The sequence below is a fragment of the Streptomyces sp. Tu 2975 genome (genome assembly GCF_009832925.1).
In the GTDB taxonomy this organism is placed as follows: Bacteria; Actinomycetota; Actinomycetes; order Streptomycetales; family Streptomycetaceae; genus Streptomyces.
On sequence record NZ_CP047140.1, the window covers coordinates 4554986 to 4568337 of the forward strand.

At 72.1% G+C, this 13352-nt stretch carries 13 protein-coding genes; 4 read left to right on the forward strand and 9 right to left on the reverse strand.

Annotated features, from left to right (window positions below):
- Positions 1 to 5: 5 nt before the first annotated feature.
- From GLX30_RS20245 to GLX30_RS20280, 8 genes are all read right to left on the reverse strand, one after another.
- Positions 6 to 1244: a cytochrome P450 gene (locus GLX30_RS20245; protein ID WP_159690879.1), complete on the reverse strand. Its 1239-nt coding sequence runs from the start codon at positions 1242 to 1244 to the stop codon at positions 6 to 8.
- On the reverse strand, positions 1241 to 1900 hold the full coding sequence (locus GLX30_RS20250; RefSeq protein WP_244258228.1) for an ATP/GTP-binding protein: 660 nt from the start codon (positions 1898 to 1900) through the stop codon (positions 1241 to 1243). The genes GLX30_RS20245 and GLX30_RS20250 overlap by 4 nt, the downstream gene beginning before the upstream one ends.
- Complete coding sequence (locus GLX30_RS20255; RefSeq protein ID WP_053557178.1) at positions 1875 to 2234, reverse strand: DUF742 domain-containing protein; 360 nt, start codon at positions 2232 to 2234, stop codon at positions 1875 to 1877. The genes GLX30_RS20250 and GLX30_RS20255 overlap by 26 nt, the downstream gene beginning before the upstream one ends.
- On the reverse strand, positions 2231 to 2653 hold the full coding sequence (locus GLX30_RS20260) for a roadblock/LC7 domain-containing protein (protein ID WP_159690883.1): 423 nt from the start codon (positions 2651 to 2653) through the stop codon (positions 2231 to 2233). The genes GLX30_RS20255 and GLX30_RS20260 overlap by 4 nt, the downstream gene beginning before the upstream one ends.
- Positions 2650 to 4215 (reverse strand): ATP-binding protein, encoded by a 1566-nt coding sequence (locus GLX30_RS20265; RefSeq protein WP_159690887.1) that lies wholly within the window; start codon positions 4213 to 4215, stop codon positions 2650 to 2652. The genes GLX30_RS20260 and GLX30_RS20265 overlap by 4 nt, the downstream gene beginning before the upstream one ends.
- A 255-nt stretch (positions 4216 to 4470) precedes the next feature.
- On the reverse strand, positions 4471 to 4695 hold the full coding sequence (locus tag GLX30_RS20270) for a sigma-like protein (RefSeq protein WP_159690890.1): 225 nt from the start codon (positions 4693 to 4695) through the stop codon (positions 4471 to 4473).
- 262 nt (positions 4696 to 4957) lie between these two features.
- A complete protein-coding gene (locus tag GLX30_RS20275) occupies positions 4958 to 7903 on the reverse strand; it encodes an AfsR/SARP family transcriptional regulator (protein WP_159690894.1) in 2946 nt (981 codons plus the stop codon).
- 122 nt (positions 7904 to 8025) lie between these two features.
- A complete protein-coding gene (locus GLX30_RS20280) occupies positions 8026 to 8826 on the reverse strand; it encodes a polysaccharide deacetylase family protein (protein ID WP_159690897.1) in 801 nt (266 codons plus the stop codon).
- A 195-nt stretch (positions 8827 to 9021) separates the two neighbouring features.
- Between GLX30_RS20280 and GLX30_RS20285 the strand changes: the two genes are divergently transcribed.
- Positions 9022 to 10242 (forward strand): amidohydrolase family protein, encoded by a 1221-nt coding sequence (locus tag GLX30_RS20285; RefSeq protein WP_159690900.1) that lies wholly within the window; start codon positions 9022 to 9024, stop codon positions 10240 to 10242.
- Positions 10243 to 10350: 108 nt separating this feature from the next.
- On the opposite strand, the gene GLX30_RS20290 is transcribed toward GLX30_RS20285, so the two are convergent.
- Positions 10351 to 10950 (reverse strand): Uma2 family endonuclease, encoded by a 600-nt coding sequence (locus tag GLX30_RS20290; RefSeq protein WP_159690903.1) that lies wholly within the window; start codon positions 10948 to 10950, stop codon positions 10351 to 10353.
- 135 nt (positions 10951 to 11085) lie between these two features.
- Between GLX30_RS20290 and GLX30_RS20295 the strand changes: the two genes are divergently transcribed.
- From GLX30_RS20295 to GLX30_RS20305, 3 genes are all read left to right on the forward strand, one after another.
- Positions 11086 to 11499 carry a PaaI family thioesterase gene (locus tag GLX30_RS20295; protein ID WP_159690906.1) on the forward strand — a complete coding sequence of 138 codons (414 nt, stop codon included), beginning with the start codon at positions 11086 to 11088 and terminating at the stop codon, positions 11497 to 11499.
- Between the two features lie 92 nt (positions 11500 to 11591).
- Positions 11592 to 12512 (forward strand): LLM class F420-dependent oxidoreductase, encoded by a 921-nt coding sequence (locus tag GLX30_RS20300; protein ID WP_159690909.1) that lies wholly within the window; start codon positions 11592 to 11594, stop codon positions 12510 to 12512.
- A 14-nt stretch (positions 12513 to 12526) separates the two neighbouring features.
- Complete coding sequence (locus GLX30_RS20305; RefSeq protein WP_159690912.1) at positions 12527 to 13279, forward strand: SDR family oxidoreductase; 753 nt, start codon at positions 12527 to 12529, stop codon at positions 13277 to 13279.
- Positions 13280 to 13352: the final 73 nt, after the last annotated feature.

Below are 13352 nucleotides of genomic sequence, written 5' to 3' on the forward strand. Positions count from 1 at the left end.
CACGGTCATGAACGGTCTCCTGCCTGGTCGGGGCTGTGAGGTGTGAATCTGACGGGCAGCGCCGTCAGCGAACGGTGGAACGGGCCGGGCCGCCAGCTGAGCCGTTCACGCGGTACGACCGGCTGAAGATCCGGCAGCCACTGGGTGAGGCGCTCGATGGCCTCCGTGGCGATCAGCAGGGCAGGCTGCTTCACGGGGCAGGCGTGCTCACCGGCGGAGAACGACAGGTGCGAGGCGTCGTGGCGGTGGTGCGTCCCGGCGAAGTCCTGCTCGGCGAAGTGGCCCAGCGCTCCGTACGAGACGACGACCGGGACCGCCGCCTGCACCCAGACACCGTGGAACGACACGGACTCGCGGGCGAAGTGGATGCCGTAGTTCGCCAGCGGGGTCTCGTACCGGAGCACCTCGAGGACCGCGTCCATCACCGGCCGGGAGCCACTGGTGAGGGTGGAGTAGTAGTCGGCGTTGCCGAGGATCCGAGAGAGCGCGTTGGAGACGAGGTTGGCGCTCGGCTCGTGGCCCGCCCCGAGGGTGAGGAAGACCTGCCAGGTGACCTCCTCCGGCGTGAGCGCCAGCGGATGGTCCAGCAGCCGGCTGGTGATGTCGGGCCCGCGCTGCACCGACTTGGCGGCGATCAGCTCCAGCACGTACCTGCCGTACTCGGCCTCGCCCTCCGCCGCGCGGTCGCCGCCCTCCATCATGGCGCCGAGCGCGGCGTCGAGCCGGCCGGACTCGCTGTCGGGCAGCCCGAAGAGGTTGTTGAAGATCAGCGCCATGAGCGGCCGGGCGAACTCGGTGACGAGGTCCGCGGAGCCGGCCGGGCCGAAGCGGCCGACGAGCACGTCCACCGCGTGATGGACGCGTTCGCGCAGATCGTGCGGTTCGACGAGGTCGAAGGCGTCCGTGAGGCTGCGCCGGTAGCGGATGTGCGCGTCACCGTCCGCGAAGAGGGTGTTGGGCCGCCAGCGCATCATGCCGAGGACGGGGGAGTCCTCCGGGACGGTGGCCTCCCAGGGACGCGGGTCGTGCGACCAGGTCTTGGGGTCGTGCAGCAGGTCGAGGGTGGCGCGGCGGTCCGTGACGACGTACGCGGGCACACCGGGGGCGAGCTCCGCCCAGCCGACCGGGCCCTGCGCCCGCAGCGCCGCGTAGTAGGCGTGCGGGTCGGCCGCGAAGCCCTCTTCCCACAGTCGTACGGGCGCGGACAGCGAGAACGCGTCGGCGCGGGCAGGATAGGCGTTCAACGGAGCTCCGTCCGGCGGCTGTTGCGGTCGATGAGGTGCTGGACCAGGGCGAGCAGCGCGTCGACGGAGGAGTTGGTGTCACGGGCGTCGCACATCACCAGCGGGGTGTCATCTTCGAGGTCGAGGGCGCGGCGCAGCTGCTCCTCGCCGTAGTTCTTCGAGTCGGGGAAGGTGTTCAGGGCGACGGCGTACGGCAGCCCCGACTCCTCGACCATGCCGAGGACGTCGAAGGAGTCGTCGATACGGCGGGTGTCGACGAGCACGAGCGCACCGAGCGCCCCGTAGGCGATGTCGTTCCACAGGGAGCGGAAACGTTCCTGGCCGGGGGTGCCGAAGAGGTAGAGCACGATCCCGCCGCCCAGCGAGATCCGCCCGAAGTCGATGGCGACGGTCGTCGTCGTCTTGTCGCGCACCCCGGCCAGGTCGTCGACCGCGACCGACGCCTGGGTCAGGTGTTCCTCTGTGTGCAGGGGGCGGATCTCGGAGACGGAGTCGATCAGCGTCGTCTTGCCGACGCCGAACGGGCCGGCGACCAGGATCTTGACCAGTTCCCGCGCGGTGTCGGGCAGATGCAGACCCGCCTCGGCGGAGTCGCGCTCACGGGAGGACGGGCCGGAGCGCGCGGGCGGGCTAAAGCTTGAGGGCGCGGAGGCCATCGGCCACTCTCTTCAGAAGGTCACGGTCGGGCAGGGCTGCGGAGGGGACCGGTGGGCGTGCGCGCACCAGACCCTGGTCGATCAGGGCGGCGGCCAGCACGCGGACCGCGGAGACCGGCAGCTTCAGCAGGGCGGCCGTCTCCACCACGGTCAGCGAACCGCCGTCGAGCGCCTCCAGCACGGCGTGCTGGGCGGCGGGCAGACCGGCGGGCGCGGGCCCGCCGGCGCCGGTCAGCACCGACAGGCGCTCCAGGCTGTTGCGACTGGGCCGCGCCACCCCACCGGTGGACAGGTAGGCGGGCACCAGGGGGCGGCCGCTCCGGCGGCCGGTCATACCGCTGTGCTGCCGTCGGCCACCCGGGGCGCCGCGGCCATGGCCTTCTCACCGAGCCGGGCGACCTGGGAGTGGACCCGGTGGCCCAGCAAATCCAGGCGTACCTCCGGGCTGCCGTACGCGGCCACGCACGTGCCGTGGTCGGTGGGCGCGACCAGGATGTAGCCGTGGTCGGACTCGATGACCACCTGCCGCAGCCGGGCGGCGTCCTTGTCGGCGAACGCGGCGGCGGCGGTACGGCACGCCCCCTGGACGGTGCTGATGATCGCTGCGACGCGCTCCGCCGAGTCCTGGGAGAGCGCGGCGGAGTAACCGGAGACGAGCCCGTCCCTGGTCAGCAGCGCGGCGGCCCGGACATGCGGGATTTCGAGGATCGGGTCGAGCACCCAGGCGGCTTCACCGGGGTCGCGGCTGGTCATCGGGGGTCGTTCCCTTCGGTCTCTGCGGCGTTGCGCGCCGCGGCTGTTGCGGACTGCAGCGCCCCGAGCGCCGCGGCGGACTCCTCGGGGGTGCGGGCGGGTGCCGCCGGCGCGGCCGGTTCGGGGGCGGGCGCCGCGGAGGAGGCTTCGGCGCGGACCCGGCGGCGGCGCTGCGGGAGCTGGTCGCCGTCCTGGGCGGGGTCGGGCACCGGCTCGTGGACGGGCTCGTCACCGTGCGGTGCCGGGGCGGCGGCCGGCGGTGCGGCGCGGGTGGCGGGCGCAGGGACCCGCGGCTGCGCGACGTGCGGTTCAGGGCCGGTGTGCGGCTCGGGACCGGTGGGCTGCTCGGGACCGGTGGGCTGCTCCAGGCCGACGGGCCGCGCCTGCCGGTCGAGCTGCGTCTGCCGGTCGGTCCGGTCCTGCCGGGCCGGCGGTGTCTGCTCCGGGTGCCCTGCCTGCTCGGCCGCGAGCTCGGGCTCCGCCGAACTCCGGGTGGATCGGGCGGCGCTGACGGCGGGCGGTTGCAGGACCGGGTCGATACGGCTCAGCAGATGGCTCTTGACGAGCAGCACGGCCCGTACACCCCCGTAGGGCGACGGCGTGGACAGGTCCACCGACACGTCGAACTGCCGCGTGAGCCGCCCGATCGCCGCCAACCCCATGCGGGGCGGGTCGCCGAGGTCGGACAGCAGGATCGGGTCGTCCCCGGCCACCAGCCGCTGCGCGGCGGCCCGTTCGTCGCTCGCCATGCCGACACCCGCGTCGTCGACCGTTACCGAGACGCCGTGGTGGACGCGTTCGAGGTTCACCACCACGGCGGTGTCCGGCGAGGAGTGGCGCAGCGCGTTGTCGAGAAGCTCGGCGACGATGATCGCCACCGGCTCGACCGCGTGCGACACCAGCGCGGTGCCCGGCTCCAGGTGGTTGTGCACCTGGACCCGGTGGTAGCCGACGAGCCTGGCCTGTCCGCCCGTGACGGCGTCGACCAGGTGGGATTCCTCGCGGGCGAGCCCCACCCACGCCCCGCACACGACGGCGGCGACCTGGGCGCGGCGCAGCGACTGCTCGTTCTCGTGGTCGAGGGCGAAGAGGGTCTGCGCCAGCTCCGGGTCGTCGTAGCGCTGCTGGAGCCCGCGCAACACGTCCTGGAGCCGGTAGAGCCCGGCCTGGATCTCGCGGGTCGCGCCGCGCATACCGGCGCGGGCGGCGGCGTCGACGCGTTTGCGTTCCTGGGCCATGGCGGTACGCAGCGCTTCGAGCACGGCGTCCGTCCCCGCACCCGCCGGCCCGAGCGGTCCGGGTACCCGGACGTGCGGGTGGGCGGTGCGGGTGGCCTCCGCCGGCATCCGCTCCGCGGCGAGGTGGGCGATCTCGGCGGCGAAGGCCTGGGCGGCGCGGTCCACTTCGTACCGGGCGGCGTCGAGATGTGACCGGAGCGTGGCGATCTCCTCGCGCTGCCGGGCCCGTTCCCGCCGGGAGCGGATGAGCCCGCCTCCCAGGACGAGTGCCGACAGCGTCCCGGCGGCCAGGCCGCCGGCGGCCAGGTCCGGTATCTCGATCATCGAATTAGACCTCGGGAGAGCAGGGTGTGGGGGGCGCCATGAGGCGCGCTCGCCAAGTACACACTGCCGCTGAGCGGTTGCGCTCGGTTTCTGTCGAAGATCCTTTGGTTTTGTCCGGTCGGTGGCCCATTGTTGACGAAGTGTCTGAGTGTGGCTCAGAACACATTGGTGGCCGACCGGTTGGGGACATGCCACGGCCGCGGCGGCTCCCCCTCCGCGCCGCCGCGGCCGTTCCCCGTCGTGGTTGGCTTCGTGTCAGCCCTGCGGCGGCGCCGGGGCGTGGTGGTCACCCATGGTCGTGATCGTGCTGTCCACGGGCGGGACGGGCGCGTGGTGGTCGCCCAGCGTCGTGATGCCGTCGGCGGGCGGCGCCGGGGCGTGGTGGTCACCCATGGTGGTGATGCCGTCGGCGGGCGGCGCCGGGGCGTGGTGGTCGCCCATCGTGGTGATCTCTTCGCGGTTCTGCTTGTTCGTGCTCATGTCGTCCCCCATGGGATGTCCGATGACCGGAGGGCCTTCCGGCCGGCGACTCCCCGAGGGTCGCCGGACGGAAGGCCGGTGGACCTGTCACCCGCTGAGGCGCCGGCCCGTGTGATCCGTCTGCCCCCCGACGCGACGGATCGAATGCTTGGAGCATGTCGGACGAGCATAAACATTCGATGAACGCCCTGCCCCCGCCCCTGCCGTGCTCCTGCATCCGACGTCCCGGACCCGGAAGGGAACGGCCGTGCGCGGTGATCCGTCAGGCGGCGCCGCTGAGCGGCTCGAGCAGCGCGCGGACCTCTTCGGCCTCCGCCGCGCCCGTCTGCTCGTGGAGGAAGAGCGCGTCACGCCAGCAGGCACGCGCACGGTCCGCCTGACCGAGCGCGTCCAGGGCCAGTCCCAGCGTCGTCAGCACCTTCCCGCGGGTGCGGTCACCGCCGATGCAGCCCATGGCGAGCGCCTGTTCCGCGTGCTGCGCGGCCCGTGCCGGGCGGCGCGCGGACAGATGCGCCTGAGCGATGCGGAAGTGGGCCGTGCCCTCCCACAGGCGCTGCCGGTTCGACTCGAACAGGCTCATCGCCTCCGACAGTTGCTCCAGGGCGTCGGTGTGGCGGCCCGCCTGCGTCAGGGCGACACCGAGGGCGTAGCGGGCGTTGGCCAGCCGCAGGGTGTGGCCGATCCGGTCGTAGATGGCGATGCCCTGCTCCGCGAGGGAGATCGCCTGGGTGATGCGTCCGGTGGCGACGTGGATGCGGGAGAGGTTGGACAGGGCGCTCGCCTCGCCGGGCAGATTGCCGTCGAGGCGCGAACCCTCCATGGCGCGGCGCAGGTGTTCCTCTGCCTCCTGGTTGCGCCCCTGTATGAAGGCGATGATGCCCCGGTCGTTGTCCGACCAGTAGACCGGCGCCGGGTCGTTCACCGAGCGGGCCAGGACCGCCGCCTGGGCGGCCTCCTCGTCCGCCTCGTCGTAACGGCCCGCCGTGAGGTGGACGTTGGTCATCGACGTCCGTGCCCGGCCTTCGGTGCGGGTGTCGCCGGCGGCCCGCGCGGCCTCGACCGCTCCGCAGGCCACGGACTCGTAGACCTTCGAGTTCGCTCCCGACTCTGCGAGGTTCTGGACGGCCCACAGGAGATCCACAGCCCGCCGCAACTGCGGGCCGGGGGAGGCCTGCCGGGCGCAGGCCAGAAGGCAGTGGGCCTCCGCGTAGAGCCAGTCCTGGGCGTCGTCGAGGTGCGCGAACTCGAGCCCGGCGTCACCCGTCGGCTCCAGATGGACGACGAGCTGGTCGCCCGGCCGCTCCATGGCGAAGACCCGGGCCGCCGTCGCCAGGTAGAAGTCCAGCAGGTGGGAGACGGCGGCCTCCCGCGCCTCCGGGGACTCGTCCCGCTCCGCGCATGCACGCGCGTAGAGCCGTACCAGGTCGTGGTAGCGGTACCGGCCCGGCGCCGCGGACTCCAGCAGGGACGTGTCGACCAGTGCTTCGAGCAGGTCCTCCGTCTCGTGCGGCGGCAGTTCCAGCACGGCGGCCGCCGCGGCGAGCGAGATGTCCGGGCCGTCCGCCAGGCCCAGCAGGCGGAACGCCCTCGCCTGGGGCGGCTCCAGCTGGCCGTAGCCCAGTTCGAAGGTGGCCTTCACCGCCAGATCGCCGGCCTGGAGCTCGTCGAGGCGGCGCCGTCCGTCGGCCAGCTTGGCCGCGAGGACCGAGACGGTCCAGGTGCGGCGGGCCGCCAGCCGCGAGGCGGCGATACGGATCGCGAGCGGCAGGAAGCCGCATGCCGCGACCACGTCCAGCGCGGCGTCGCGTTCCGCGCCGACCCGTTCCGCCCCGACGATCCGGGTGAACAGCTGCAGGGCCTCCTCGGGGGACATCACGTCCAGGTCGACCAGGTGCGCTCCCGCCAGGTCGACCATCCGCACCCGGCTGGTGATCAGTGCGGCGCAGCCGGCCGTGCCGGGCAGCAGGGGCCGGACCTGGGCGGCGTCGCGGGCGTTGTCGAGCAGCACCAGGATCCGCCGCCCGTCCAGGGCCGAGCGGTAGAGGGCCGCCCGTTCGTCCAATGTGTCCGGGATCGCGGAGTCGGGTGTGCCCAGGGCGCGCAGGAACGCGCCGAGGACCGTCTCCGGCTCGGCGGACCGGTTCCCGGTGCCCTGGAGGTCGACGTACAGCTGGCCGTCGGGGAAGTGCTTGCGTGCCTGGTGGGCCACATGGACGGCCAGGGTGGTCTTGCCGACGCCGCCGATGCCCGCGAGGGCGGACACCGCCATCACCGAGCCCTCGGCGGTCGCCAGTTGGCCGCCCAGTTCGTGCACGAAGGACGACCGGCCGGTGAAGTCGGGCACGGTGGCCGGCAGCTGGGCGGGCCGGGTGGTCTGAGGGGCGGGAGCGGTCTCCTCCTGCGGGCGGGCGAGTTCGGCGTCGGCCCGCAGGATGCGCTGCTGGAGGCTGGAGAGTTCGGGACGCGGGTCGACGCCCAGTTCCTCGGCGAGCAGCCGGCGGGTGTCGGCGTAGACGGCGAGTGCCTCCGCCTGGCGGCCGCTGCGGTACAGGGCGAGCATCAGCAGCTCCCGCAGCCGCTCCCGCAGCGGGTGGGTCGCGGTGAGCGCCGTCAGCTCGGAGACGGCCTCGGCGTGCCGGCCGACCTCGAGGTCGATGTCGAGCCGGGTCTCGAGCAGTTGCAGGCCCCACTCGACGAGCCGGGTGCGCTGGTTCTCCGCGTACGGGCCCGGCACGTTGGCGAGCGGTTCGCCGTCCCACAGGTTCAGCACCTTGTTGAGCAGCGCCCGCGCCTGGGTACGGTCGCCGGCGGCGTTCGCCTTGTACGCCTCCGCCGCGAGCTCCTGCGCGACGGCGAGGTCGAGGGCCTCCCGGCCGATGCGCAGCGCGTAGCCGCCCGACTCGCTGACCAGGGTGTCCGGGTCAAGTGCCTTGCGCAGCCGGGAGGCGTACGTGCGGACGGCGGCGAGGGCCTGGGACGGGGGCTCCTCGCCCCAGATCGCGTCGATCAGTTCGTGGGCGGTGGCGGTGCGCCCGTCGCGGAGCAGCAGCGCGACGAGCAGGGCCCGCTGCTGCGGCGAGCCGGGGGGCAGGGTCTCTCCGCCCCGCCGCACCCGTACCGGTCCGAGCACGCTGAAGTACAGCTCGGCGTTCTCGCTCCCGAGTGGAGCGCGCTGGTTCGGTACGCGTGGCCCGCTGTCACGGTCCATAGGTGCCCCCTGCCGGTACTGCCGGAATCGCCCTCGACAGTCTGCCTTGTTGGGGGTGGCCGCGTCAGCAGCGGGGCGGCTGCGTCTGCTGTCCGTCCGCCGAGCCGTCCGGCCGGCTCTGATCAGGGGCGATAGACCGTGCCGGGTTCGGGTGCGGCCGGTGCGAGCAGCTGGGTGACCGTGACGAAGGTGTAACCGCGCTTCTTCAGCTCGGCGATGATCCCGGGCACGGCGGGGACCGTTCCGTCGTAGATGTCGTGCAGCAGGATGATGCCGTCGCGTCCGGCCTGGTCGAGGATCCGCTTCTTGATGAGCTCGCTGTCGGTGGTGGAGTAGTCCTTGGCGGTGGCGCTCCACAGGACCTGGGACAGGCCGAGCTCCTTGCTGACGGCCTTCACCTCGTCGTCGGTGCGGCCCTGCGGCGGGCGCATCAACCGCGGCTTCTCGCCGGTGATCTCCTCTATGGCGTCCTGGGTGCGGCCGAGTTCCGCGCGTATCTCTTCCTTGTCGAGCTTGTCGAGCCGCTGGTGGGTCCAGGTGTGGTTGGCGACCTCGTGGCCTTCCGCGGCGAGGCGGCGTACCACTTGGGGATACTTGAGCACGTGGTTCTTGCCAAGGAGGAAGAAGGTGGCGGGCACCTTCTCCTTCGCGAGGTGGTCGAGGAGTTCGGGCGTGTCCTTGCCGGGGCCCGCGTCGAAGGTGAGCGCTATGCACGTGGCCTTCTCGCAGTCGACGGCGGGTGAACCGGCGCCCTGGCCCTTCTCGCTCGCGAGCGCCTTCCCGTCGGAGCCGGCGGCGTCGGAGCGGGCGTCCGCGGGCGAGGTGCTGTCGACGGAGCAGCCGGTGAGCGCGAGGGTCAGTGTGAGGGCGGCGGCGAGGGCCGGGACAACCCTGGACCCGGTTTTGTACGTCCTTGAAGGCATGGTGAGTCTCCCCGTTCGTGGTGGCGCGGTGGCGCGGCGGTGTGCCGGTCGTACGGAATGCGGCCGCGGGCCGGTGGTCGTCCGTACTCGCCGGTGACTATACACAGCGTGTATACGCGAGGTTCATAGTGGGTCGGGCCGGCGGAACCGGCCGCCGAAGCTGACGGACCGTCAGTTCGGCGCTACCTTGAAACGATGGAGACCTTCCCCAAGATCATCTCGGTGGACGATCACACGGTGGAGCCCCCCGGCGTCTGGCGGGACCGGCTCCCGTCGAAGTACGCCGGCTCGGGCCCCCGCATCGTCCGCGCGCCCCTGAAGGAAATGACCTTCCTCGGCGGCAGGTTCGCCCCCGTCATGGGAGCCCCCGGCGACGAGGGACCGATCGGCGACTGGTGGGTCTACGAGGACCTGCACCGGCCGCTCACCCGGCTCGACACCGCCGTCGGCTACGACCGCGACGAGATCAAGCTGGAGATCATCACGTACGAGCAGATGCGCCCGGGCTCCTACAGCGTCCCGGAGCGGCTCGCCGACATGGACGTCAACCACGTCCGGTCCGCGCTCTGCTTCCCCACCTTCCCGCGCTTCTGCGGCCAGACCTTCACGGAGGCTGCCGACCGCGAGCTCGGGCTGCTGTGCGTACGGGCCTACAACGACTGGATGGTGGAGGAGTGGTGCGGCCCCGAGGCTCGGGGCCGGCTCGTGCCGCTGACGCTGATTCCGTTGTGGGACGCCGAACTGGCCGCCGCGGAGGTCCGCCGCAACGCGGCGCGCGGCGTGCGCGCCGTGGCCTTCTCCGAGATACCCCCGCACCTCGGGCTCCCGTCCGTCCACACGGACGCGTGGGACCCGTTCCTCGCGGCGTGCGACGAGACCGGCACGGTCATCGCCATGCACATCGGATCCTCCAGCCGGATGCCGTCCACCTCCGCGGACGCGCCTCCCGCCGTCGGTTCGACCATCACCTTCGCCAACTGCTGTTTCTCCATGGTCGACTGGCTGATGAGCGGCAAGTTCGAACGCTTCCCGGGCCTGCGGGTCATGTACGCCGAGGGGCAGATCGGCTGGATCCCCTACATCCTGGAGCGCGCGGACGTCGTCTGGGAGGAGAACCGCGCCTGGGGCGGTGTCGCGGACAAGGTCACCCGGCCGCCGTCCGAACTCTTCGCCGACCACGTCTACGGCTGCTTCTTCGACGACGCGTTCGGCCTCAGGAACCTGGACGCGATCGGGGCAGGGAACGTCCTCTACGAGACGGACTACCCGCACTCCGACTCGACCTGGCCGAAATCGAAGGAGGTCGGCGAGTCCCAGATGGGCCACCTGCCGCAGGACGTGGTGGAGAGGATCGTGGCGGGCAACGCGATCGACCTGCTGGGGCTGACCGAGGACGGTCTGTGGCCGGGCCCGTAGGCGACCGCCCGGCGGTCCGTCACGCACCGTCCGACGGGCAATCGTGTTGAGCGTCCCGCACGCCGCGTGCTACCTGGTGCCGCCTACCTGGTGGCGCCCGTTCTCCGGTCAGCCTTCGCCGGGCGCCTGGAACCCGGTCGTGTCGACGTGGCAGTCGAACGGGTCAGGGATGTGGATCTTCTCGCCGAACGGCAGGGTGAGGTGGGAGGCATATCCCTTCGGGGTCGGCGACCAGTAGACGGTGGCGCTGTCCTCCTGCATGTCGAGCAGGAGGTAAACAGGAACACCGGCCTTGCCGTAGCGCTCGACCTTGTCGGTGAGATCGTCGTCGCGCGTCGAAGGAGAGGTCAACTCGGCGACGAAGGAGAGCCCTTCCCCGTCCAAATGGCGGCTTGTCGTCCGCCGCGTCTGACGGTGAGCCGCGTGGACGTCGGGGCCGTAGGCCCGCTCCACGCCGGGGAACACGTAGAGCGCGGGGGCGGAGCTGATCCGGTGGCCCTCCGGAAGGCGGGGGCGCAGCTGATCGCAGACCAGGTCCATGACGTCGAGGTAGTACGCCTTCGACCATGGTGACACGACGATGTTCCCCCTGATGATCTCGGCGTTGAAGCCGTCGGGCACGTTCAGCTCGTCGAGGGCTGCGCACAGCTCCTCGAAGCGGCGGGGGTCGGTGCCGTCTGTCGTCGGGCGTTCCAGCATCACCGTCATGATGCGCCTCCCTCGCATGGCGGGCCAGTCGATACTCAGCGCAGCGGGCCGGTGTGACACGGGTGGCCGAACAAGCAGGGACAGCCGTACCCGGGTCGTCTACCCGGAACGGCCCCCGACCGGCACCATCAGGGCATGACGCTCTCCACCGCAGAAGCGGGCAAGATCCTCGCCGACAGCTTCGCCCCCTGGGTCCTCGAACTCGGCCTGTCCGTCGAGGAGACGGGCGACCTGCACGCCGTGCTGCGGCTGCCCTGGTCCGACCGGCTCGCCCGGGAGGGCGGCGGGATGTCCGGGCAGGCGCTGATGGCCGCGGCGGACACGGCGACCGTGATCGCCGTGTCGTCGGCGCGGGGCGCCTTCGTCCCGATGACGACGGTCCAGCAGTCCACCAGCTTCCAGCGGGCCGTCGTCGGCGCCGACGTCCTGGTCGACGCCCGGATCACCAAGCTGGGCAAGCGCATGGTCTTCGCCGAGATCACCATGACCACCGACGGTTCCGCGGAGCCGGCCGCCCGCGCCTCGACGGTGTACGCGCTGCTCGGCTGAGGCCGCTGCGCCACCCTTGCCTGATGGGCCGTCAGCCCCGACGATGGCACCAGCCGTCGTTACTGACGGTCCGTCAGCTCCGGGGAGTCTTCATGGTGGCGTACGGGATGCAGCTCCCGGTCCAGTCGCAGAGCACCCTCTACGCCGAGCCCTGGGAGACCGAGGCGGGCCCGGACGACCTGGCCGCCGTCGCCGTGGCGGCCGACCGGGCCGGTTTCTCCTACCTCGCCGTCTGCGACCACGTCGCCGTCCCGCGACGCCTCGCGGACGCCATGTCCACGGTCTGGTACGACCCGGTCGCCACGCTCTCCTTCCTTGCCGGGGTGACCGAGCGGGTGCGGCTGCTGAGTCATGTCGCGGTCGTCGGGCTGCGCCACCCCCTGGCGTCCGCCAAGCAGTACGCGACCCTCGACCACCTCTCCGGCGGACGGCTGCTCCTCGGCGTCGGGGCCGGGCACGTACGGGAGGAGTTCGAGGCTCTGGGTGTCGACTTCGACGCCCGCGGGGCCGTCCTCGACGAGAGCATCGACGCGCTGCGCGCCGCGCTCGGCCCCGGCGAGTATCCGGAGTTCCACGGGGAGCGGTTCCGTTTCAAGGATCTCGGGCAGCGGCCACGGCCGGCCCAGCCCCGTGTCCCCCTCTGGGTCGGCGGCTCCTCGCCGGCCGCTGTGCGGCGGGCCGCGCTCAAGGGGGACGGCTGGCTGCCCCAGGGCGATCCGCGCGAGAAGCTGCCGGCACAGATCGCGCGGATCCGGCAACTGCGAGAGGCGGCGGGGATCGAGGACCCCTTCGTGATCGGCGCCATCACCGAGCCGCTGTACATCGGCGAGCCCGGCCGGCACACCGGCCGCCGGACGGTCTCCGGCAAGCCCGCGGCGGTCGCGGAGTCCCTGCGGGCCTACGCCGTGATGGGCGTGGACCAGATCCAGGTGCGGTTCCGCAGCCGGAACCGCAGTGAACTGACCGACCAGATGGCGGCCTTCGCCGCCGACGTCGCCCCGCACCTCGACTGACCAAGGGAGCAGGCATGGGCAAGCTGGACGGACGTGTCGTACTCGTCACCGGCGCCGCGCGCGGGCAGGGGGAGCAGGAGGCCAGACTCTTCGCCGCGGAGGGCGCGAAGGTCGTCCTCGCCGACGTCCTCGACGAGCTGGGCGAACCGCTCGCCAAGGAGGTCGGGGGTCTCTACGTCCATCTCGACGTGAGCCGCGAGGCCGACTGGACCGCGGCCGTCGCCACCGCGAAGGAGCACTTCGGCAAGATCGACGGACTGGTCAACAACGCGGGCATCCTGCGCTTCAACGAACTGGTCTCGACCCCGCTGGAGGAGTTCCAGCTGATCACGCAGGTCAACCAGATCGGCACGTTCCTCGGTATCCGTGGCGTCGCCCCGGAGATCGCGGCGGCCGGCGGCGGCACGATCGTGAACACGGCCTCGTACACGGCCCTGACGGGCATGGCCTACGTGGGCGCCTACGCGGCGTCCAAGCACGCGATCGTCGGCCTGACGAGGGTGGCCGCACTCGAGCTCGCCGGGAAGGGGATCCGGGTCAACGCCGTGTGCCCCGGCGCCGTGGACACCCCCATGAGCAACCCCGAGGGCGCGGACCCGGAAGCGGTCGGCGACCTGTACCGGACGCTGGTGCCGCTCGGGCGGGTCGGGCGGCCGGAGGAGGTCGCGAAGCTCACCCTCTTCCTGACCGGCGAGGACTCCTCGTACATCACCGGCCAGCCGTTCGTGATCGACGGCGGATGGCTGGCGGGCGTCAGCGTCCTGTGAGGCGGCCCGGTGCCGGTCCGGCGCCGCGGCGCCGCTGCTCTCTTGACTGCGCAGGCACCCGGTGGAACAGTCG